The organism is Salmonella sp. A1325 (assembly GCF_056991255.1).
Genome location: NZ_JAMLWO010000007.1, coordinates 200375 through 221536 on the forward strand (window position 1 = coordinate 200375; position 21162 = coordinate 221536).

Consider the following 21162-nt stretch of genomic DNA (forward strand, 5'->3'; position numbering starts at 1 on the left):
CGGCACAACAAGTTCTGTTTTATCATTAGCCTGGGGCGGCGAAAGCCGCCTTTTTCTTTATCTGAAAAATCTCTCCGGGTAGTGCAATTTCTTTAAACTTCTTTACATTAGGTTAGGCAAAAACGTAACGAACTTTATATACTGGAGTTAAGCCTGACGAGTGAGCAGGCTGACTCGTCATACTAAACAAAAGCATTGGTTGCGGTTGACCCGCGCTGCGGGCAGCGCAGTCATGCGGAGTATGATAACGAAAACAGGGGGCAAGGGATGTTGCTTAATAAGATGTGTGGTCGTTGTCTGTCGGCAATCAGTTTATGCCTGGCCGTAACATTCGCTCCACTGTTCAATGCGCAGGCCGATGAGCCTGAAATGATACCTGGCGATAGCGCCGTTGCCGCGACGGATCAGGCTGGGCCGCAGAAGCAATCCGCCGCGACGGCGATTATGGCCGGGATTCAGCCGCTGCCGGAGGGCGTTTCAGCCGAGAAAGTCCGGGCTGATTTACAGTCGCAGCTTCCTTCCGGCTATACGCCGGTCTATATGAGCCAGCTGACATTGCTGTATGCCGCGCGCGACATGAAGCCCATGTGGGATAATCGCGATGCGGTGAAAGCCTTCCAGCAACAGTTGGCGGAGGTGGCGATTGCCGGATTCCAGCCGCAGTTTACCGCCTGGGTGGCATTGTTGACCGATCCCGCCGTAAACGGTATGGCGCGCGATGTTGTGTTGTCAGACGCCATGATGGGCTATCTCCATTTCATTGCGAATATCCCCGTCAAAGGCCAGCGCTGGTTATATAGCAACAAACCTTACGCATTGGCGACGCCGCCAGTCTCGGTGATTAACCAGTGGCAAATCGCGCTGGAAGAGGGCCAGTTGCCGATGTTTGTCGCCAGCCTGGCGCCGCAGCATCCACAGTATGCGCCCATGCATGACGCGTTGCTGAAGCTGGTGGCGGACTCTCGCCCGTGGCCGCAGTTGGCCAATACCGCGACGCTGCGCCCGGGGCAATGGAGTAACGATGTGCCTGCGCTGCGCGAAATATTACAGCGTACGGGGATGCTGGATGGCGGTCCAAAGATAGCCTTACCCGGCGATAACACTGCTGATAGTGCCGTCGTCAGCCCCTCCGCCGCGGTAGTCGAAACATCGGTGGCGCAGCCGGTCGACGAACCAACGGCCCGCCGTAGTAAGTCGGCTCCGGCGGCACGCGCCTACGATCGTGAACTGGTCGAGGCGGTAAAGCGTTTTCAGGCATGGCAAGGGCTGGGGGCGGATGGCGTTATTGGCCCGGCGACGCGTAACTGGCTTAATATGACCCCCGCGCAACGCGCAGGCGTACTGGCACTGAATATCCAACGTTTACGCCTGCTGCCGGCGGAACTCTCTACCGGTATTATGGTAAACATTCCCGCTTATTCGCTGGTCTACTATCAGAATGGCAACCAGGTGCTGGCTTCGAGGGTGATCGTCGGGCGTCCCGATCGTAAAACGCCGATGATGAGCAGCGCGCTGAATAATGTGGTGGTGAACCCGCCGTGGAACGTTCCGCCCACGCTTGCGCGTAAAGACATTTTACCGAAGGTGTGGAATGACCCAGGCTATCTGGAGCGCCATGGCTACACCGTGATGCGCGGCTGGAACAGCAAAGAAGCGATCGATCCGTGGCAGGTTGACTGGACCACCATTACGCCATCGAATCTTCCGTTCCGTTTCCAGCAGGCGCCAGGCGCGCACAATTCGCTGGGGCGTTATAAATTTAATATGCCGAGCTCAGATGCGATCTATCTGCACGATACGCCTAACCATACTCTCTTTCAGCGTGACGCCAGGGCGTTAAGTTCCGGCTGCGTGCGGGTCAATAAGGCCTCTGAACTGGCGAATATGCTCTTGCAGGATGCTGGCTGGAACGATGCGCGGATCTCAGGTGCCCTGAAGCAAGGCGACACGCGGTATGTCAATATCCGGCAGAACATTCCAGTAAATCTTTACTATCTGACCGCGTTTGTCGGCGCAGATGGACGTATGCAATATCGTACAGATATTTACAATTACGATCTCACAGCGCGATCCAGCGCACAAATTGTGCCAAAGGTTGAACAATTAATCAGGTAAATGAAGAAGTTCTGGTAAATATGTTGTCCTAATGTTTGGCTTCAACGGGGCGTTTCGCTGTAGACCCCCGTTGTGGCTGGGGGAGGGCCATCTTGACGCGGGCTTTATCGGCAGTTAAGGTGCCTTTCGTGCGCCAGAAGTGCATATACAATAACCTTTAAGTCGACCGGGCCGTTCAGAAGTCTGTGCCAGCCGGTATCATGTCTGCTTAAAGGTAGAAGTGTATTAACGATAACATTGACCTGTAGACCTGATTATCATGGACAAATTTGACGCTAATCGCCGCAAGCTGCTGGCGCTTGGTGGTGTCGCTCTCGGCGCCGCCATCCTGCCCGCGCCAGCGTTTGCCACACTCTCGACCCCACGCCCGCGCATTTTGACGTTAAACAATCTCCATACCGGAGAGTCAATCAAGGCGGAGTTTTTCGATGGAAGAGCCTACATTCAGGATGAATTAGCAAAGTTAAACCATTTTTTCCGTGACTATCGCGCGAATAAAGTCCGATCAATCGATCCCCGCCTGTTTGACCAACTTTACCGACTTCAGGGGCTGTTAGGGACGCGTAAACCTGTGCAGCTCATCTCAGGCTACCGTTCTCTTGATACCAATAATGAATTACGCGCCCGTAGCAGCGGCGTAGCGAAAAAAAGCTACCATACAAAAGGGCAGGCGATGGATTTTCATATTGAAGGCGTGGCGCTGAGCAATATTCGCAAAGCGGCGTTATCTATGCGCGCAGGTGGTGTAGGATATTACCCACGTAGTAACTTTGTGCATATTGATACCGGGCCGGCGCGGCACTGGTAATCAGCGAGGCTTAATCAAAGGAGCAGTATGAACTATCGTATTATTCCGGTCACCGCGTTCTCCCAGAACTGTTCATTAATCTGGTGCGAACAAACCCGGCTGGCGGCGCTGGTCGATCCGGGCGGCGACGCGGAAAAAATTAAACAAGAAGTGGACGCCAGCGGCGTGACGTTGATGCAAATTTTACTCACGCATGGGCATCTCGATCATGTCGGCGCGGCGAGTGAACTGGCGCAGCATTACGGCGTTCCTGTTATCGGTCCGGAAAAAGAAGATGAGTTCTGGCTGCAAGGACTGCCGGCGCAAAGTCGCATGTTTGGTCTGGATGAGTGTCAGCCGCTGATGCCTGATCGCTGGCTGAACGACGGCGATCGCGTCAGCGTAGGGAATGTGACGTTACAGGTGTTACATTGTCCGGGACACACGCCGGGACACGTGGTTTTCTTTGATGAACAGTCGCAACTGCTGATCTCCGGCGATGTGATTTTCAAAGGTGGCGTCGGGCGCAGCGATTTTCCTCGCGGCGATCACACCCAGTTGATTGACGCCATTAAGCGTAAATTATTGCCGCTTGGCGATGATGTGACCTTTATTCCTGGCCACGGCCCGCTCTCTACGCTCGGATACGAGCGTCTGCATAATCCCTTCCTGCAAGATGAGATGCCGGTCTGGTAAGCAGAATGAAAAAGCCTGCAATGTGCAGGCTTTTTTATCGGTCACGCCAGTCGGCAGCTTTTTACAGTACCGCGACAATGGCTTCGCACAGCGGCGCCATATTATCCGGGGTCATGCCCGCCACGTTCACGCGACCAGAAGCCACGGCATAAACGCCAAACTCTTCACGCAGACGCAGCACCTGATCTTTGGTCAGACCGCTGAATGAGAACATCCCGTTCTGCTTGATAATAAAGCTGAAGTCACGGTTCGCGCCTTTTTCCTGCAAGGTATTCACGAACAGTTGACGCATACGCTGAATACGCTGGCGCATGTCCGTCAGTTCCTGTTCCCAGATAGCGCGCAGGGCGTCATTACTCAGGATAGTCGCGACGATGGACGCGCCGTGCGCTGGTGGGTTGGAGTAGTTAGCGCGAATGGCGGATTTCATCTGGCTAAAAGCGCGATCCACGGTTTCCGCATCGGCGGCAACGAGGGTGCAGGCGCCGACGCGCTCATTATATAAGCCGAAGTTTTTGGAGTAGGAGCTGGCGACAATGAGCTCTTTATGCAGCGCGGCAAAGGCGCGCAGACCTTCCGCATCTTCTTCCAGGCCGCGGGCAAAGCCCTGGTAGGCGAAATCGAATAGCGGCAGCCACCCTTTTTCAACGGAAAGCTCAGCCAGAACCTGCCACTGTTCCAGAGTAGGGTCAATGCCGGTTGGGTTATGACAGCAACCGTGGAACAGAACCACATCGCCGGCCTGTGCTTCGCTCAGGCTGGCTTGTAGCGCTTCAAAATCCAGCGTGTGATTTTCCGCATCGTAGTAAGCGTACTCCCGAACTTCCAGGCCGGCAGCGTTAAACACGCTTTTATGGTTCGGCCAGCTGGGGTTGCTCACCCACACCCGTTTTACCGGAGTATTTTTTGCCAAAAAATCGGCGGCAATGCGTAACGCGCCGGTACCACCCGGTGTTTGCGCCGTGCGTGCGCGCTTATCGTTAATCAGCGCGCTGCCTTTGCCGAACAGCAGTTCCTGAGTGCAGCGAGCAAATTCCGGAATCCCGTCAATGCCGAGATAGTTTTTCGTCGTTTCATTTTCCAGTAAATACTGCTCGGCTTTTTTAACGCTGGTGAGCACCGGTGTTTTGCCGGTTTCATCTTTATATACGCCAATGCCAAGGTTAATTTTCCCTGGACGGTCATCGGCGCGAAACAGATCGGCCAGGCCCAAAATCGGGTCGGCAGGAGCGGCGGTTATGTTCTCAAACATGACGAGGTTCCATTATAGTTACAGAAGGGAAATCCGCTATCAGGTTAACGGCAGATTTACAAAATGCCAACCGTTAGCGCTAAAAAGCCCGCCTGTTTTTGAAAGACGCACATTTTCTCTAAGAGAGATAAAAAAACAGGACCGAAGTCCTGTTTTTGAGGCATAAAACAAAGGGGTCTGCTGATCAGAACTGGTAAGTAATACCGACAGCCGCCTGATCGTCGGTGCCAACGTAGCTGGAGCTGTAGTCGTTTTCGTCCAGCAGGTTGAAACGGTAGTCAACCCATACGTTCATGTTTTTGTTGAAGTAGTAAGTCGCGCCCGCCTGAATATATTTCGCCAGATCGGCCGAGCCGTCGGCGCCGTTCAACTGCTTACCTTTACTCTGCACATACGAGATTGCCGGACGCAGGCCGAAGTCAAACTGGTACTGAGCGACCACTTCCAGGTTCTGCGTTTTGTTTGCCATTTCCACGGTATCGGTAACCGTATTTTCAACAATGCTCATATTGCGGGTTTCAGCATATACGGCAGCCAGGTAGACGTTGTTTGCATCATATTTCGCGCCAACGGCCCATGACTCTGCGCGATCGCCATTACCATCGCGATCCTGCTGATCGTTAGTACGCTTGCTGTTGCTGTACGCTGCGGTGACGCCAAAGCCGTCGAACTCATATGCCATGGTGTAACCTACGCCATCGCCATTCTGAGAGTTAATGCTGTGGTTGTCCTGATTTTTACCCTGATACTGGATACCGAAAGAGAGACCGTCCACCAGACCAAAGAAGTCAGAGTTACGGTAGGTCAACAAACCGCCAGCACGGCTGGTCATGTAGTTATCAGTATAGGCGCCGCCCCAGGTTTCGCCGGAGAAGTAGGGGGCCATATCGGTATAGGATTCAACATCGTAAACGATACCGTAGTTACGACCATAATCGATTGAACCCACTTCCGCGTATTTCAAACCCGCGAAAGCCAGACGGACCAGATTCGAGTTCTGCTGTTCGCCTTCAGCGCGGTCTGCTTTAGTACGGTATTCCCACTGACCGAAACCGGTCAGATCGGTGTTAATCTGCGTTTCCCCTTTAAAACCAATCTGGGCATAAGTCTGGTCGGCATTTTTGCTATCGCCGGTCGTTGTCCATACGTGACGACCCACGGCTTTACCGTACAGATCCAGCTTATTACCATCTTTATTATAAATTTCTGCTGCGTTTGCGGTTGCAGCAGCCAGCAGGGCAGGGATCACCGCTGCCAGGATTTTGCGCTTCATCATTATTTATTACCCTCATTGGTTTTTTATATGACACCTGCCACTGCCGTCAATAAATTTCGTCAATAAAACTTTACAGAAATATTGATGAGAGTTTGGTGTCTTTATGTGTCTGACAGGCATCTTTCCATTCAAACTAACGTTTCGCTACCGTGAAAGTGCTACAAATATAAAGATTTAGTTTCAAAAGGAAAAAATATGTAAACAAATGTTATTTTTTAGGAACTTTGTGAACAACGTCAAACTTCCCCTGAGTTCTCGCTTTGATTTGATCATTTTTATTTTATTACTATGATTTTATTGCATTTATTGGTTTGCGACACCGTTGTGCCTGAAAAAGCAGCAGGCGAGCTATTTCATAAAAATAGCCATTTAGAAGTCTTGATGTCCGAAATTATGGTGAAAAATTGTGCTATTAGAGCAGAAAAATCTAATCCGCAATAAAATTAAGGATTAATTTTTATGTGTAAATATTTTAGTGAAATATACAGTAACAAGATGTGGTAATTCAGAGGGTTGTAATTAAATTTATTTACTTATTGATAATAAAACTGACATTCAGGCGAAAAAAAAGGCCAGCATAGCTGGCCTTGAGTGTGACGTAAAAATCAGAAGCTGGCGTTGCGTGGGGTCCGTGGGAACGGAATAACATCGCGCACGTTTTGCACACCCGTGACGTAAGCGATAAGGCGTTCAAAGCCCAGGCCAAAGCCGGAATGCGGTACAGTACCGTAGCGACGCAAGTCGCGATACCACCAGTAATCTTCTTTATTCAGCCCCATTTCGGCCATACGGGCATCCAGCACATCCAGACGCTCTTCACGCTGGGAACCACCGATGATTTCGCCGATTCCCGGCGCCAGCACATCCATGGCCGCCACGGTTTTGCCATCTTCGTTAAGGCGCATGTAAAACGCTTTAATTTCCTTCGGATAGTTTTTCACCACTACCGGCGCTTTGAAATGCTCTTCCGCCAGATAACGTTCGTGTTCGGAAGAGAGGTCGACGCCCCAGAACACCGGATTTTCAAATGTCTTACCACAGCGTTCCAGAATGGCGACCGCATCGGTGTAATCCACCTGAGCGAAGTCGGTGGAGACAAAACGCTCCAGACGAGCGATAGCGTCTTTATCCACGCGTTCGGCAAAGAACTTCATGTCATCCGCACGCTCTTCCAGAACCGCGTTGAAGACATATTTCAGCATGGCTTCCGCCAGACGGGCGTTGTCTTCCAGATCGGCGAACGCCACTTCCGGCTCCAGCATCCAGAACTCCGCCAGGTGACGGCTGGTGTTGGAATTTTCCGCGCGGAAGGTCGGCCCAAAAGTATAGATTTTGGACAGCGCACAGGCATACGTTTCACCGTTGAGCTGGCCGGAAACGGTCAGGAATGATTCTTTGCCAAAAAAGTCTTTGTCAAAATCTACCCTGCCCTGGTCGTTACGCGGCAGGTTTTCCAGATCCAACGTTGAGACGCGGAACATTTCACCAGCGCCTTCGGTATCGGAAGCGGTAATCAGCGGGGTAGAGACCCAAAAGAAACCCTGCTCATCGAAGAAGCGATGCAGCGCCTGCGCCAGAGTATGGCGGACGCGCGCTACCGCGCCAATCAGGTTAGTGCGCGGGCGCAGATGCGCGACCTCACGCAGATACTCAATGCTATGGCGTTTTGCCGCCATCGGGTAGGTATCCGGATCTTCCACCCAGCCTGCGACCTCTACTTTCGTAGCCTGGATTTCGAAACTTTGCCCCTGTCCCGGCGACGCGACAACCTTACCTGTTACTACCACGGAGCAGCCTGTCGTCAGGTGTAATACTTCTTCATTATAATTGGGCAGAGAATTATTAATGACAGCCTGTACAGGATCAAAGCAGGAGCCGTCATAAACGGCGAGGAAGGAGATGCCAGCTTTTGAATCTCGGCGGGTACGCACCCATCCGCGCACGGTGACTTCTTGGTCAACGGCTACACGGCCCTGGAGTACGTCGGCTACAGGCACAACGCTCATAATATTCTCTCTGTTAATAGTCGGAAAAAATAAACACTTGTCCACCCGAAATGGGGGTATTCCTATGTTACCTGGCATCTGCAATCAGACAAGTAGAAATCGCAGCTGAAGTGAAAGATTTCGGAAATAAACCTGAAAAAGGAGCCCAGGCAGGCTCCCAGGAAAGAATTAACTAGCTTTGCGGATCTGCGGGAGATCAAAGGCTTTACGCAGCGCGCGCACAAACGCTTTATCATGACAGATCGTTTTACCGGGGCTGTCGGAAAGTTTAGCCACCGGCTTTCCGTTACATTCCACGAGTTTAATCACAATATTGAGCGGTTTTACCTGAGGGATATCGCAGGTCAGGCGGGTACCGATGCCGAAGCTTAACTGAACGCGAGAGGCGAAATGGCGATAGAGCTCGACCGCCTTTTGCAGATCAAGGTTATCTGAAAAGACCAGCGTTTTTGTCAGCGGATCAATCCCCAGCTTTTCATAATGGGCAATCGCCTTTTCGCCCCATGCGACAGGGTCTCCTGAGTCGTGGCGTAACCCCTGATAACGGCTGGCGAATTCAATGCCGAAATCGCGTAAAAACGCATCCATTGTAATGCAATCTGTCAATGCGATACCAAGCTGGTCCGGATATTCGTTAAGCCAGGCGGCCAACGCGGCACGCTGGCTGGTCGCCAGGTCCGGACTGATTTGTTGATGCGCCTGGAACCATTCGTGCGCCTGAGTGCCCATCGGCGTCAGCGCCAGGCGACGCGCGAGATCATAGTTGCTGGTGCCGACGAACCATGACTCCTGCTGGAGACGTTTAACTATCGCCTGCTGCACTTCACGAGAGAAACGGCGGCGGGTGCCGAAGTCCATCAGGTGGAAGCGGGACATATCGAGATTGGCGGTTAACGCAGTGAAATCAACCAGCTTACTTTCCAGCGCGTCGAGCGCCTGATCAACGCCCGCGTTTGGCGAGCGGTAGTGATGAACCAGCTCACTGATCACGGCCAGCAGCGGCACTTCCCACATAATGACTTCACGCCACGGGCCGGTTAAGCGAATATTCAGCTTGCCGTTATCGTTGGTGACACAGACTTGAGCTGGGTTATAGCGAAACTCGCGTAACCAGTTCAGATAATCCGGTTTAAAAAAGGGCAGGCCGGAGAGCCACTGGAACTCGTCCTCCTGGAGGCGCAGGTGCTGCATCGCGTCCACCTGCTCGCGAATAGCATCGGCATAAATACCCAGCAGGTCGTCGCCACGGCAACGAAACTCAGCCGCTACCTGCACATCATAGTAGTGATGAAAAACGGCTTGCTGCATATGCAACTTATAAGCATCTGTATCCAGCAACGAGTGCAGAACAGGAGAAGCGAATTGTGTCATAGGTGCGCTGTTGCGTCCTCTCACGGGAGCGTTTAGTACAATAAACAACTAAGAAAACCGCTGGAGTATACCTTGTTTAGCGATTTATTGAACCCCGATCACACCATAAGCTGTCTTTAGGGTCGAGCGCATTTCGTGCCCCATGTTATAAAAATGTAGCGATGCGACTGCTAACCCCTTGAATTTAAGGATTTCTACTGCGCTGCTACCATGCTTTGGGGCAGTGATGGGGCATAGCGGGAAAGTGCCTGGTTGAGCAGAGAAACCTGTTCTGCGCTCTTCTCTGACATCCACTTTCCATACACCTTGTAAACCATCTGTGCATCGGTATGCCCCATCTGCGTTGCTATAAAGTTTGGGTTAGCACCAGCTGATAATGACCAGCATGCATAGGTATGTCGTGACTGATACGCGTTACGGTAACGAATGCCGGCACGCTTGATTATCGGGCCCCAAATTTTATTAATGGAATTAACCGCGTAGTGATATCCTGTGCGAGGTCCACGTTTGACGCATTGAGGGCTGAATACGAACGTGCAGGGCTGAATGACAGATTGTCCATATTCCCGCAACTTCACTTCAACCTCAAACTGCCGGCCAAGGCGTGTCAACTGGGCCTGATTCCTCAGGGCATCAATAGCTGGTTGAATGAGATATATCACCCTGTCAGTACCTGCGTCGGTTTTTGGCAGGGTGAACTCATCCGTCTGGGTAAGGTTGCGCTTCACAATGATCGTCCCGGCATGCAGATCGATATCTTCCCAGGCCAGACCGCACAACTCCCCATGCCTCATTCCGGTATAGACTGCCAGTGACCAGAGATTTCTCATCTGCTGGTGGCCGCATGCCTGGATAAACCTGATGAACTCGTCTGTCGTGAGTGGATCAGGTTCCCCTTTCGCTTTCTTGAGACGGTTAATTCCGCTAAACGGGTTTTCCTTTGCATAGCCGTTATCTGTTCCAAACTGGAAGATCTCGGCCATCAGCATCATGTAATTATTCACTGTGGACGATTTCCGGCCTTTAACCTGAGTCCGGTGATCCTTCTTCATTACCTGAAAGCCCGTCAGCAACTCCTTCCTGACATACAGCAAATCCTCAGTAGTCACCGCAGAAACCATTTTGTTTTCGCCGATGAGTGGAAGCATGTTTTTTATGATAGATTCGTACCTACTCATGGTATTAGAGCTGATCTCCATTCTCTTCAGCTCGGACCATCTTTCGGTAAGCTCCAGCACAGTAATTTCCTTTCTATCCTGACCGAACCGGGCAAGGTTCGGTGAGTTTGGGAATTTTTCCACATAGTTAAAATTCCCCATCCTTATCGCAAAACAAACCGAAGAACGCAGTTCGCCAGCTATCTTGCGATTTTTTGCAGTGTCAGGGACACCAAGGTTTTCCCTGACACGTTTACCTTTATACAGAAACCAGATGCGGAGCGAACCGCCGTGGTTTTCGACGCCTGTCGGGTATGATGCATTAGCCATTAATCCCTCCTGACGTCCAGGAGCATTGACGAGTGTACTGCTTTTCATGTTGTCTTCGCACCTGGTTGATTTTTTTTCTGCGCCTCGATCCACTGATCAACGGCTTCTCTGTTGTATATGCATTCGCTCGAAGGCTTCGGATTTCCGTCTGGTGAAATGTGCAGGTACTCGCGGCCCAGCATCCAGGATTCTTTTCTGGCGCGGGTAATGGTTCCGGGCTTAAGCCCGGTAACCGCAATCAGAACTTTTTCGCTAACCCACTTGTTTGGCGTCAGTTGGATAATGTTGCTCATCGTTTTCTCCAGTGGCCCCGCAGCGGGCCATCGCTAATATTCAGTTTGCCTGTGCTGGCAGATTTCTAAGTTTCCGGACGCCGATCATTGCGGTGGCTACGTAGCTGGTGGCCCGGTTAACTACTTCGACAGGAACCTTTACGCCATCCACTACAACGGTGTAATTGGTAACGTGCTTTTGTCTGCCGTAATCGCCGAACTTCTCATGATGCGCAGCCAGTGCAACATCACATGCGCGACGGCCCAATGGCGATTGCTTACTGCGATTTATAAGGCGCATAAAGCCTCCTCAGGCGGGAGGGCGTAACCCCTCCCGATGCAATTAGCCGATGTATTCCGGTTTCATATCGTCCAGGGTGATGCGGTACTTATCGTGCAGCTCGTCGCCAAGATGACGTTTAGCAGCGCCAAGCATACTTTCAGCTTTAGCAAACATCTCTGCGGCTTCCGGTTCGCCAGGGTTTGGAATTGAGTTGATCACTGCCTCGACTTTGTTCTGTGCATCGACCTGGTAATAGCGCTTCACTGCTTTGTTTTTTAATTCGGTGAACAGCGCAGTACCCAGCAACGCTTTCTGTGATTCGATATCCGCACGGATTGCTTTTGCCTGATCAACGGAACTTGCTGTATCAATGCGTTCGCGAAGATCGTCGGCAACAGCATCAACGTTAGCTGCCGACTCCTGCGCGCTGGTCCTGGTGCTAACCTCGCTGGTGATTTCCTGTACGCTCATGCGCTGGACTGGAGCAGGGTTAATCTCTCGTTCTTCTCGTTGTTCAACCTCATCAGGGCTGTACACGCCGAGGATCACTTCCGGGCAGTACAGGCGAGCCCAATATTTAACGCCCAGATAGGCAATTTGCTGTTTAGGGTTTGAAACCCATAGCGGAGAATTGCGGGTAACAACGCCGGAGAGGTAAAGAGGTTCTCCCCAGGTGATTTCAGATTCACCTCGCATAATGGCACCAACCTGAACGAACAGGCCGATCTCGTCCTCATCCGTCCAGCCACGAACGCGCTCAGTGACGGTGTACTTCCCACTTTTACCGTTTTTATCGCGTGTGATTTCCTGTGTCCTGGTGCAGCGCTCCCAGTCACCCCCATAGCGGTAATGAAAACGGCCATGAATGGCACTGGAGCTTGCGATTACTGCGTTGACCAGTTGTGCCTCGTAACCAAGAACACCGTTAACCAGGTGTGTTTTCTGCGCCACAGCGTAAGGATTCATACCCCATTGCATAGCCTGCATGACGATAGCCATACAGTCGGCTGGTTTCCCTGCAAGGTGTGCCGGTACCGTCACCTGTGAGTCTGCCATCAGGTTAGCGAAAGCTGTTAACTGACCCAGCGCCTGAACGTTAAAAATTGCGTTACTGGCAGAAATGGTGTTTGGTGCCTGCTGCTCAGTGGTAATAATATTGGTGTTTTCCATGATTTTCCCCTTATGCCTGTACGCGCAACGCTTCAAGGCGGCGCACATCAAAATCGTTCAGTTCGTCGGTGTAGTCTTCTGTGATAGGCGCTGGCCATTCACCAGTGTCGAAGCCGTTTGCTATCGCTCGCATTGTTTTGCGGTATTCCAGCATGCCAAGTTCCAGCAACTCGGTAGACGCCTCAATGATGGCGACCCAGTGGTAGTTCTCGTCTTTGTTGACGAAAATCCAGAAAAACTGGTCCAGCGCCGCAGTTTCGCAGTACATGGCCGCGCTCAGGTGATAGTCCCGGTCGATGATTTCCCGGTGCAACTTCGCACGCAGGCCTTCCTGCTTGATGTTCCACATGCTGATAGTTTTCAGGTCGGCGCCAATGCGCAGGCCGCCCATATCGATCTCAAGGTCAGGGCGTACCCGAACTTCCAACCCGGTTTCCTCATCAATCCCAAAATAGCTAACCTCGACAGCGCGGCTTGGGTGAGTCAGCAATTTGCCGGCGGTCGGGTGCTCCAGCAGGGCTTTCTGAATGTTCAGCGCGGTGCTGAGCTGTTGGCGGGTGACCAGCACTTTCCCTTCGGTGTTCTCCCGCCACGCATCCAGCAATTCGTCGGCGAATACCGCTGCCGGGTTGACTGATTTCACGGCCTGAATCAGATCGGCCTTCGTGCCAGATACTTTCAACGGCGACGATTTTTGCGCTTCCTGAGCGACCAGGTCAGGGTTGATTATTGCCAGTTGCTCCAGCAGCGCGTCACGGCTGCCGCTGGTTTTAACCGGCGCGGGCAGGGTGGCGTTGTACTCTTTGATGCAGGCTTTCATCGCCGTGGCTGTATGTTTGGTGCCGTTTTCAATGCGCTGGAATTCTTCGGGAAGCTGCTCATACGATGCATAGGTTTCATCTACCGAAGCTCCAAGCGGCATCTGCGACGGCAGGGTGGCGTTGTACTCTTCCAGCAGCGCTTTGATATCATCAGCACTCAGCAGCACTCAGCAGCACTCAGCAGCGCTGGCAGGCTGGCGTTGTGCGCGTCGATGAACTCGCGCAGGGTGGCGGTGGTGGTGAAAGCACCCTCAGGGATCTCCGGCTCTACGCTGAACTCCGCTTCGAGGTTTTCCGGCTGTAGAGCCAGAGCATGTACCAGGTTGCCCATATCAAGCACTGGAGAGCGCTCTTTGACGATAGTCTTCTCTACGTGACGCGCGTTAAAGTACATCAGCGACACGCGAGCATCTTTCACCTGAGTTGAGCTGATCCCGTTGGCGGCGTGGTAAACCTCGTTTGGTACACCTTCATAGCGGCCCGGCTCGAAGTATTCCGGCCAGGCTGCTTCTGGCTCTTCTTGTTGCGATTCCGGTACGTTTTGTTGCGCCTCAGGTTCAGATTGGCTCACAGAATCGTTGTTCTGGTGCGTTTCAGCCTGATTATGGTTCTCTACGGTAACTGCTTCTTTACCAGTACCCAGATCGCCTTCGCCTGCCTGCACCGCATCACCAGCCTGTTTTTCATCACTGTCAGCTTCTTGAACCTGCACATTGCTGGTGATCTCCGGATTCGTTTCTGTGCCATGAGTTGATGAGTTCTGCATTAAAGCGGACACGTCGAAAATACCGTTGCCAACATTTTTAACCAGTTCAGGTTCGGTGGTCGGCTGGTTTGTCTCTGTCTTCACCCACTTCGGATCGTTCGGGTCGCTGATGCCTTCGACATATTCACCGCGCGCGGCTGCCAGTTGTTTACCAACATCAACCGGGTTTTTGGGTGGAATGTTTTTACGTGCTTCGTGCAGTTCTGCCCGTATTTTCTGGTAGCCTGCTTCTGTCTGGCTTACAGGTGGCTCATTCTCCAGCGGCTGCGGGTCCGGATGATGTTCAGTTGTGTCCTGTTCCACTGCTTCAGGCGTTGCTGGTTCATTTGCCAGTTCGCCTGTCGGTTGCGGTTTTTCTTCATCACACTGAAATCTCCCTGTCTCAATATCCCGCAGACATTTGCCCGCCTGACGAAGCCTTGCTGCATTTTCTTCATGGGTTGTTGGGGTGTTATCAGGCACATATTCGTACCAGTCCGGATCGCGAACACCATGAACGGCAAGAAAGCTTTCGCACCACGTCCGGCGAAGATCAGGATTACCGTTATGTACGGCCTTTGGCGCTTTGCGTACCAGGTCAATAATGGTCTGTCGGTCGTAGCCTTTGATGTCGGGAATAATGCCCACTGTCATCGACATTTGTTTCCAGTCTTCCCGGTCTTCGGCGATGATACGTTTTGCAAAATCCATTGCAGGACGCAGGTTATTCAGATCCAGCTCCTCACAGAAACCACAGGCGAGCTCATAGTTAATCGTTCTGTGTGTCGGTTTTTCGCTACGGCGTGGACGTTCTGGCTTATTTACGTCGTCGACAATTACTTTATGTGGCCCGGTTTTTTTAACGGGTGCAGGTTTATTCTTCAGGCGTTCAGCCCATTCCTTAACCAGCAGGCCGTGGTTAATGTGTTCAGCACTGAACCATTCCTTAAAAAACTTAATAGTGGTGCATAACTCAGGCACTTTTCCATCGACAGGAAATACCTGTTTATACGCATTCACTGCTTTGTGAATATCGTGCTCGATAGCTTTTTTGAACGGCTCTACATTTTCTGCGGCGAGTATCAGGTTCTGGACAGTGGTATTCTGAGTATCCATCTCCAGACACGCGATTTCTTTTTTCTGGCCTGTATCGACGTGATAAAGATATTCTCCATCGCCAATATACTGTGCCAGAACGCGATGGCGGAACGGCAGTGTCGCAACCACGGTCAGTTGAGGGTTTGCTGGCGGGTTATGAGATTCCTGTATCCCGTTTTCTCCGGCAGGAGTGCCAGCACCGTCGGCGAGTTCTGTTTCATCTGATTTAACAGCAGAAGCTGCGCCGGGGATAAGTGTCAGGGTTTTGCCGTCTTCGCCACCGGGTTCGCGGTTTTCACAAAATTTAGTGTCAAAGACACCCTCGGGCGGAATGTCATTTTCTACCGGAAAATGTACGCGTACAGGTCTGGCAAAATCAGCTTCATCAAATCCGGCAGCATCCATAGCCAGTTCGCCACGGGAGAGGGCGAGTGACTGCTTTTTAGCTGTACACCAGAAAAAACCGGCTTTAAAGCCGAGGCGTTTCCTGGCACTTTCATTTTTAACCTTGTAGTAAAATGAATATTCTTCCTGCTTAATGCTCATTGTTTTTTAACCTCAGTTAAGATTAAAATCGTTTTGCCAGTGAAAATCCTCTCCGGGTGCTCACTGGTCATGTCTCTGGTGGTGGGTCTGGTCGCTCACCTCAGCATCGCCGGGATGTAAAGCCGGGATTTAATGCAGGCTTTTTTCCTTTGAGGCCTCAGACATCGCCCGCGCAAAATCACTGGCAACAGACAGGCTCTTCAATGCACCAATAACATCCCGGGGGACGTCTTTCACTTTGAGCAACATGGCTGCTGCGGCTATAGAGGAGTCCCATGCCCCTGTTTTTTCATCTGCATATGCAGTTATTGATTTATTTATTGAATAGCCATTTTCGTTTCTGCTTAACTCGTATGAATAGCCAATAACTACCGGCATATTGTTTTGCTCGCATATCTTAAATATACGGCTGGTGAGTTCTTTTAGTTCCTGTAATACTGCTGCATCAGGCGTTGTATTTTTCATTTTTATTTCCTTTTTCAGGTTGAGTGAATCCCTGCCATTGCTGGCATAGTTTTATTGTTTCAGTAAATGATTAATTAAAGTTCATGTGCCATCTGGTCATGGCTGGCACAGCGTTTACTGCAATATTTTTGATTTTTACGTGAAATAAGCGTTCCGTGCATATATATCAGTTCATATTCGTATGCGGTCTCTTCCGGTATTGCTTTCTGACAATATGCGCAGTTAATTAATGTCGGGTCTCCTTTCTGGGTGAGTAGAGTATAAATTTTACGAATCAAGCCCGGCTTTCTGTTTATTGCAGTCTGCTGTTTAGCCGGACTGCGCATCCAGTCGGAACGAGGTGTAATGACAGGTATCATCGTTTTATCCTCTTTGCCTGTTTATAAGCGAATTTTGTTGGTGCGGTGCCTGGTGCCTCCAGGTGACGATAACCAGTTAACCATTACCGCCGACTACTATTTCCACCCACAACATGAAGGACCGTTATGTCTTTTTAACTGTGCCGCGTGCGCTTAGCCGCATTCACCACACCACAAAATTCGCTTTAAAAAGGGCGGAAACCAGAAAGGAATGAACTGGTACCGCCAAAGACTACACACAGCAATGTCACGGGTTCCACTCGCAACCGGAAGCGCGCTCAACCAGGATCGGTGGATTTAACGACAACCTTAGTTAAGTAACGAACGCGCTTTCGTGTTGTATGCTCCGTATCGTGGAGCTGACGCCTGTCTTTATCCACATCGGGGCGGTGGTATACTGGAGTTCCCACGCAACCAGTAAGGAAATATTATGTCTGATACAATCAGCCCTTTTGTTTTTCCTGAAAAAGCAGCTCACGAAGTGGTTCTTGAGTTAATCAGAGCGGGCAAAATTAGTTACGCAAGTGATGCTTCGGATGTTTTTACACATATGCTTAACCACTACCGCGCTGAGAGGGATCGACCTCAACAGGAAGATAAAGCTTCGTAAACGCCTCTCTCACCTCATGAGCCAGTTTCTCGACTGGCTCTTTATCTGCTCGCTGGTCATTGATTTTCATTTTTCTACGCAGAGTAGAAGCTGCGATAGCCTGAATCTCTACTGGAAGTTCTTGCATCTTCATCTTTCACCTCATCCGCTTAACGCCCGGCGGCGGAACGTTTTATCTACTGCGCTTGTTACTTACCAACAACTGCCGTCATGTTCGTATGCCTCAGGCTGGCTACTTAGCCCGACTCAGCAGCGGGATAACTCTTGGTATTGTCCGGCTGTTATCTGGTCTGGCGTTGTCTTGATGAATTCATTAAACACGAAATTGTGTGTAATTGTCAACACAAAATGTGTTTTTGATTAAAGGAAGGCGTTCTGCTGGGCTTGAGGCAATAAAAAACCCGCCAGTGGCAGGTTTTAAACTATTCAGGTCAAGTCTTAAGTTAGTTTTCTGGTGGTTGAGTTGAGTTTTTAAGCCGATTTCTTAGGTACGTTTCAACATAGTCATCAATCTCTTTTAAACGAACCTCAAAGAGATCAATCATTCGTTGTTGCTCTGAGTTTGGTAACTGATTGAATAACTCAAGTAATTTTTTATGTTGATCACTTAGCCATGCCTGCGAGGAGTCCTTTTCACCAAACAGAAGTTCGGGTGGGGAAATACCTAGTGCTTCACCAAGTACAACTGCATCATACACCCCAACATTTCTACTTCCTGCTTCATAGTTTCCTATGCGTGACTGAGTCCATCCACAAATCTCAGCCAGTTTACCTTGAGACAGGCCGAGCTTTTGTCTGCGCCCCTTGAGGCGCATTGCGATCTCATCATTAAGCCGGCTGGCGGCAATTTTTTCATTTTCTTTTCTCATGGCTCCCTTTTATCACGATGCGTGATTTACGCAAAACACAAAACAACTTGACCATGCAACACATATTGTGTTTAGAATTGTTGGCGGAGGTTTTAAATGAACAAAATTTCAACATACAGAAAGCAACTGGGGCTATCTCAACGGCAGTTTGCGACTCACCTGGGATGGATACAGAGCCGTCTGGCGAACTACGAAGCAAATTTTCGCACACCCGGACTGGAGGAGTGCCGAAAAATTGTTGCCACACTTAACCATCTGGGATCTCGCTGTGTTCTTGATGATGTTTTCCCGCCTCATGTGAACGATAGCAGAACCATATTAGCGAAGGTGAACAACCATGATCACCCCTGAAACAGCCAGTCAGGCGTTATCGTCATGGCTGGCATATCTACAGATAACCCAGGAAACCGCCACGCAGCTGATCACCCGCGCGTTCCTGGAGCAGCCGGCGCGACCGCAAATAGCGGTTCACCGTATCGAGCGTGACGACGGAACGGTGGATTACGACGCATGGCGCCGTAACCGGATAAACATTTTTCAGCGCTGGCGGAAACGGGAAACGGCGGAGCACTGCGAGAAATTCTCTGCGCTGATCCCCGCTATTCTGGAGGCGATCCGCAAAAGTGCGCCGGAGTTGCATAAACGAATAACGGCAGGGCAGAGCATTGAATACCTGCTTTCACAGCTTTTAAAAAAACCGCAGTGGCCAGCGCGGTACTTCTTGGCGCGCCGCTGGCGGATTTTGAGCGGGAGTGTGACGAGGCCATATATGCGTTACAGGCGTTACGTAGCGGTTATCGCCAGCAGTACCAGAGACATGACCAGTGAGTAATTTTTATATATTCGGATCGCCCTGTAAGGGCGTGGTGAGGTTTTATGCGTGATTACGGAAAGGTGAATTCATCCTTCTGGACCAGCGAAAGCATACGCTCGCTTTCCGATGATGGCCGGATGCTCTCGTTATATCTGTTAACCAGTCCCCACGCCAATATGACCGGCTGTTTCCGTCTCCCCGACGGGTACGTTTGTGAGGATTTGCAATGGGATAAAAATAGGGTATCAGAAGGGTTTGAAGAATTATCCCGTAATGGTTTTGCCATACGGGATAAAGCTACCCGATGGGTGTTAATTCCCGGTTATCTGGAATGGAATGGTTTTGAAAACCCGAATGTAGCCATTGCAGCGTTGAAATTATTCCGTGATGTACCGGATAAAATAGCCATTAAGTCACTGTTAGCTGATGGTATGAGGCAGGCTATATCAAGGTTTGAACCGGGTAAATTAAACGGTTTCGAAAGGGTTCTTGAAGGGTTTCAAACTGTCGTTGGGACTCCAGAGCCAGAGCCAGAGCCAGAGCCAGAACCAGAACCAGAACCAATCTCTCCTGGTTCATCGCCGAAAAAAAACGATGAACCAGGCGGGAGTTATCCGGCGGAGTTTGAACTGGTCTGGCAGGAATATCCGAAGCGGGCAGGCGCCAATCCGAAAAAATCTGCATTCAAAGCCTGGAATGCCCGACGACGGGAGGGCGTCCTCCCCGGCGACATGCTCGACGGTGTCCGGCGCTACGTGGCGTATCTCGGTAGTACGCACAAGGCTGGTTCTGAATTCGTGCAACAGGCAGCGACATTTTTCGGGCCGGACAGGCATTTTGAAAATCACTGGGATATTCCTGTGAGGGGAGACAGCGGTATGCCTGGTATCCCGGTTTCGCCGCCGGATAAAACCATTCCACCGGGTTTCAGGGGGTGACAGACCATGAAAAATATCGCAGATAGCGGAATTCTGGCCAGAATCAGGAAACTGGCGCCACAGTCTTCCGAACGCGCAGCACCGTTCCGGACGCCGGAGGAGTGGCGGGAATGGCAACTCGCCGAAGGGCGCAGGAGTTGCGAAGAAATTGATCGTCAGAATCGTCAGGCGAGGGCAGAAAAAATCTTCGGTCGGGCCGGGATTCAACGGCTGCATCGCGGATGCTCGTTCGCAAATTACCGGATACAGAACGACGGCCAGCGCCATGCACTCAGTCAGGCTAAATCCATTGCTGGTGAACTGGATACTGGCTGCACGAACTTCGTGTTCAGCGGGAATCCCGGTACCGGAAAAAATCATCTGGCCGCTGCCATTGGCAATCGTCTGATGAATGCCGGACGTAGTGTGATTGTTATCACCGTCGCCGATGTGATGAGTGCGCTTCATGCCAGCTACGATGACGGGAAATCCGGTGAGAAATTCCTGCGGGAATTGTGCGGGGTTGATCTGCTGATCCTCGATGAGGTTGGCGTGCAACGTGAGACCAGAAACGAACAGGTAACGCTGAACCAGATTATCGATCGCCGGACGGCATCCCTGCGCAGCGTCGGAATGCTGACAAACCTTAACCATGAAGCACTGTCGAAGCTGGCTGGTCAGCGTGTAATGGACAGAATGACCATGAATGGCGGGCGGTGGGTGAATTTTGACTGGGGGAGCTGGCGCCCGAACGTCAGCTATCTCAGGGCGGTGAAATAATTTTCCGGAGGGTTTTCATGAGCAGAAATTACACACCGGCGCAGAAAGCTGAAATACAGAAGCGCCTGACGGAACTGGTGCGAACACATGGTCGGATGACGTTTGGAGAGCTGCGGAAGATAACGGGGTTAACTATTTTTACAGCCCGTCACTACCTGGAAAAGGCGGAAAGTTGTGGGGATCTGTATCAGGCCGGGAGAAGCGGTATTTTTCCTTCGGAACAGGCTTTCCTGCTTTGGAAGCAGAAACGTGAAGATGCCAGGATTACCCGCTTTCTGAAAACACCGGAGGGTGTGGTGCGTTCCTACGACCGGACCAGAAACGTTATCTGTACGGAGTGCCGGAACAGCGTGACGATGCAAAGGGTACTGGCATTTTATCGGGGAAATTACCGGGAGGCGAAATCTGAATGAAAATCGAATA

20 protein-coding genes and 1 pseudogene are annotated in these 21162 nt (G+C 51.1%); 9 read left to right on the forward strand and 12 right to left on the reverse strand.

From position 1 onward, the window contains the following. Window positions 1-267: 267 nt before the first annotated feature. From ldtD to NAZ64_RS15345, 3 genes are all read left to right on the forward strand, one after another. Window positions 268-2115 (forward strand): L,D-transpeptidase, encoded by a 1848-nt coding sequence (gene ldtD, locus NAZ64_RS15335; protein WP_023201777.1) that lies wholly within the window; start codon window positions 268-270, stop codon window positions 2113-2115. Window positions 2116-2374: 259 nt separating this feature from the next. Then, a complete protein-coding gene (gene mepK, locus NAZ64_RS15340; protein ID WP_000357052.1) occupies window positions 2375-2923 on the forward strand; it encodes a peptidoglycan L,D-endopeptidase MepK in 549 nt (182 codons plus the stop codon). A 27-nt stretch (window positions 2924-2950) separates the two neighbouring features. Further along, window positions 2951-3598, forward strand: coding sequence for an MBL fold metallo-hydrolase (locus tag NAZ64_RS15345; RefSeq protein WP_220569311.1), 648 nt, complete (start codon window positions 2951-2953; stop codon window positions 3596-3598). A 61-nt stretch (window positions 3599-3659) separates the two neighbouring features. Here the strand turns inward: NAZ64_RS15345 and aspC are convergent, their stop codons facing one another. The 11 genes and pseudogenes from aspC to NAZ64_RS15400 all read right to left on the reverse strand — a co-directional run bounded on the left by aspC (window position 3660) and on the right by NAZ64_RS15400 (window position 16749). After that, complete coding sequence (gene aspC, locus NAZ64_RS15350; protein WP_000462653.1) at window positions 3660-4850, reverse strand: aspartate transaminase; 1191 nt, start codon at window positions 4848-4850, stop codon at window positions 3660-3662. A 184-nt stretch (window positions 4851-5034) separates the two neighbouring features. Continuing rightward, a complete protein-coding gene (gene ompF / locus NAZ64_RS15355; protein ID WP_000977709.1) occupies window positions 5035-6126 on the reverse strand; it encodes a porin OmpF in 1092 nt (363 codons plus the stop codon). 605 nt (window positions 6127-6731) lie between these two features. Beyond that, window positions 6732-8132, reverse strand: coding sequence for an asparagine--tRNA ligase (gene asnS / locus NAZ64_RS15360; protein WP_000117870.1), 1401 nt, complete (start codon window positions 8130-8132; stop codon window positions 6732-6734). Between the two features lie 168 nt (window positions 8133-8300). Then, the gene (pncB, locus tag NAZ64_RS15365) at window positions 8301-9503 is read right to left on the reverse strand and encodes a nicotinate phosphoribosyltransferase (protein ID WP_000191405.1); all 1203 of its coding nucleotides are present in this window, start codon (window positions 9501-9503) and stop codon (window positions 8301-8303) included. Between the two features lie 194 nt (window positions 9504-9697). Continuing rightward, window positions 9698-10990, reverse strand: coding sequence for a FimB-specific integrase Int (gene int / locus NAZ64_RS15370; protein ID WP_001262314.1), 1293 nt, complete (start codon window positions 10988-10990; stop codon window positions 9698-9700). 44 nt (window positions 10991-11034) lie between these two features. Beyond that, window positions 11035-11283, reverse strand: a complete 249-nt coding sequence (gene xis / locus NAZ64_RS15375) for an excisionase Xis (RefSeq protein WP_000065276.1) — start codon at window positions 11281-11283, stop codon at window positions 11035-11037. Window positions 11284-11323: 40 nt separating this feature from the next. Then, entirely contained in the window at window positions 11324-11563 is a 240-nt protein-coding gene (locus NAZ64_RS15380; RefSeq protein ID WP_001237031.1) for a DUF4060 family protein, read from the reverse strand. Between the two features lie 42 nt (window positions 11564-11605). Next, window positions 11606-12763: a RecT family recombinase gene (locus tag NAZ64_RS15385; protein ID WP_077906096.1), complete on the reverse strand. Its 1158-nt coding sequence runs from the start codon at window positions 12761-12763 to the stop codon at window positions 11606-11608. After that, window positions 12726-15925: pseudogene (locus NAZ64_RS15390) on the reverse strand (RecE family exodeoxyribonuclease). The gene NAZ64_RS15385 and the pseudogene NAZ64_RS15390 overlap by 38 nt, the downstream one beginning before the upstream one ends. A 129-nt stretch (window positions 15926-16054) precedes the next feature. Next, complete coding sequence (locus NAZ64_RS15395; RefSeq protein ID WP_000799631.1) at window positions 16055-16390, reverse strand: hypothetical protein; 336 nt, start codon at window positions 16388-16390, stop codon at window positions 16055-16057. A gap of 74 nt (window positions 16391-16464) precedes the next feature. Then, window positions 16465-16749: a YdaE family protein gene (locus NAZ64_RS15400; protein WP_000613375.1), complete on the reverse strand. Its 285-nt coding sequence runs from the start codon at window positions 16747-16749 to the stop codon at window positions 16465-16467. A 430-nt stretch (window positions 16750-17179) separates the two neighbouring features. Here NAZ64_RS15400 and NAZ64_RS15405 point away from each other — a divergent pair, with 430 nt between their 5' ends. Further along, window positions 17180-17359: a hypothetical protein gene (locus NAZ64_RS15405; protein ID WP_024135615.1), complete on the forward strand. Its 180-nt coding sequence runs from the start codon at window positions 17180-17182 to the stop codon at window positions 17357-17359. Between the two features lie 443 nt (window positions 17360-17802). Here the strand turns inward: NAZ64_RS15405 and NAZ64_RS15410 are convergent, their stop codons facing one another. Then, window positions 17803-18228, reverse strand: a complete 426-nt coding sequence (locus tag NAZ64_RS15410) for a helix-turn-helix domain-containing protein (protein WP_483640978.1) — start codon at window positions 18226-18228, stop codon at window positions 17803-17805. Window positions 18229-18324: 96 nt separating this feature from the next. Between NAZ64_RS15410 and NAZ64_RS15415 the strand changes: the two genes are divergently transcribed. From NAZ64_RS15415 to NAZ64_RS15435, 5 genes are read left to right on the forward strand one after another with little or no spacing between them, the layout of a single operon-like run. Next, entirely contained in the window at window positions 18325-18579 is a 255-nt protein-coding gene (locus NAZ64_RS15415; RefSeq protein WP_001033909.1) for a helix-turn-helix domain-containing protein, read from the forward strand. Further along, a complete protein-coding gene (locus NAZ64_RS15420; protein WP_001669257.1) occupies window positions 18566-19060 on the forward strand; it encodes a hypothetical protein in 495 nt (164 codons plus the stop codon). The genes NAZ64_RS15415 and NAZ64_RS15420 overlap by 14 nt, the downstream gene beginning before the upstream one ends. A 44-nt stretch (window positions 19061-19104) precedes the next feature. After that, a complete protein-coding gene (locus NAZ64_RS15425; protein ID WP_020839439.1) occupies window positions 19105-19980 on the forward strand; it encodes a hypothetical protein in 876 nt (291 codons plus the stop codon). Between the two features lie 6 nt (window positions 19981-19986). Continuing rightward, a complete protein-coding gene (locus NAZ64_RS15430) occupies window positions 19987-20739 on the forward strand; it encodes an ATP-binding protein (RefSeq protein WP_000788952.1) in 753 nt (250 codons plus the stop codon). 17 nt (window positions 20740-20756) lie between these two features. After that, a complete protein-coding gene (locus tag NAZ64_RS15435; RefSeq protein WP_000089413.1) occupies window positions 20757-21152 on the forward strand; it encodes a DUF977 family protein in 396 nt (131 codons plus the stop codon). Window positions 21153-21162: the final 10 nt, after the last annotated feature.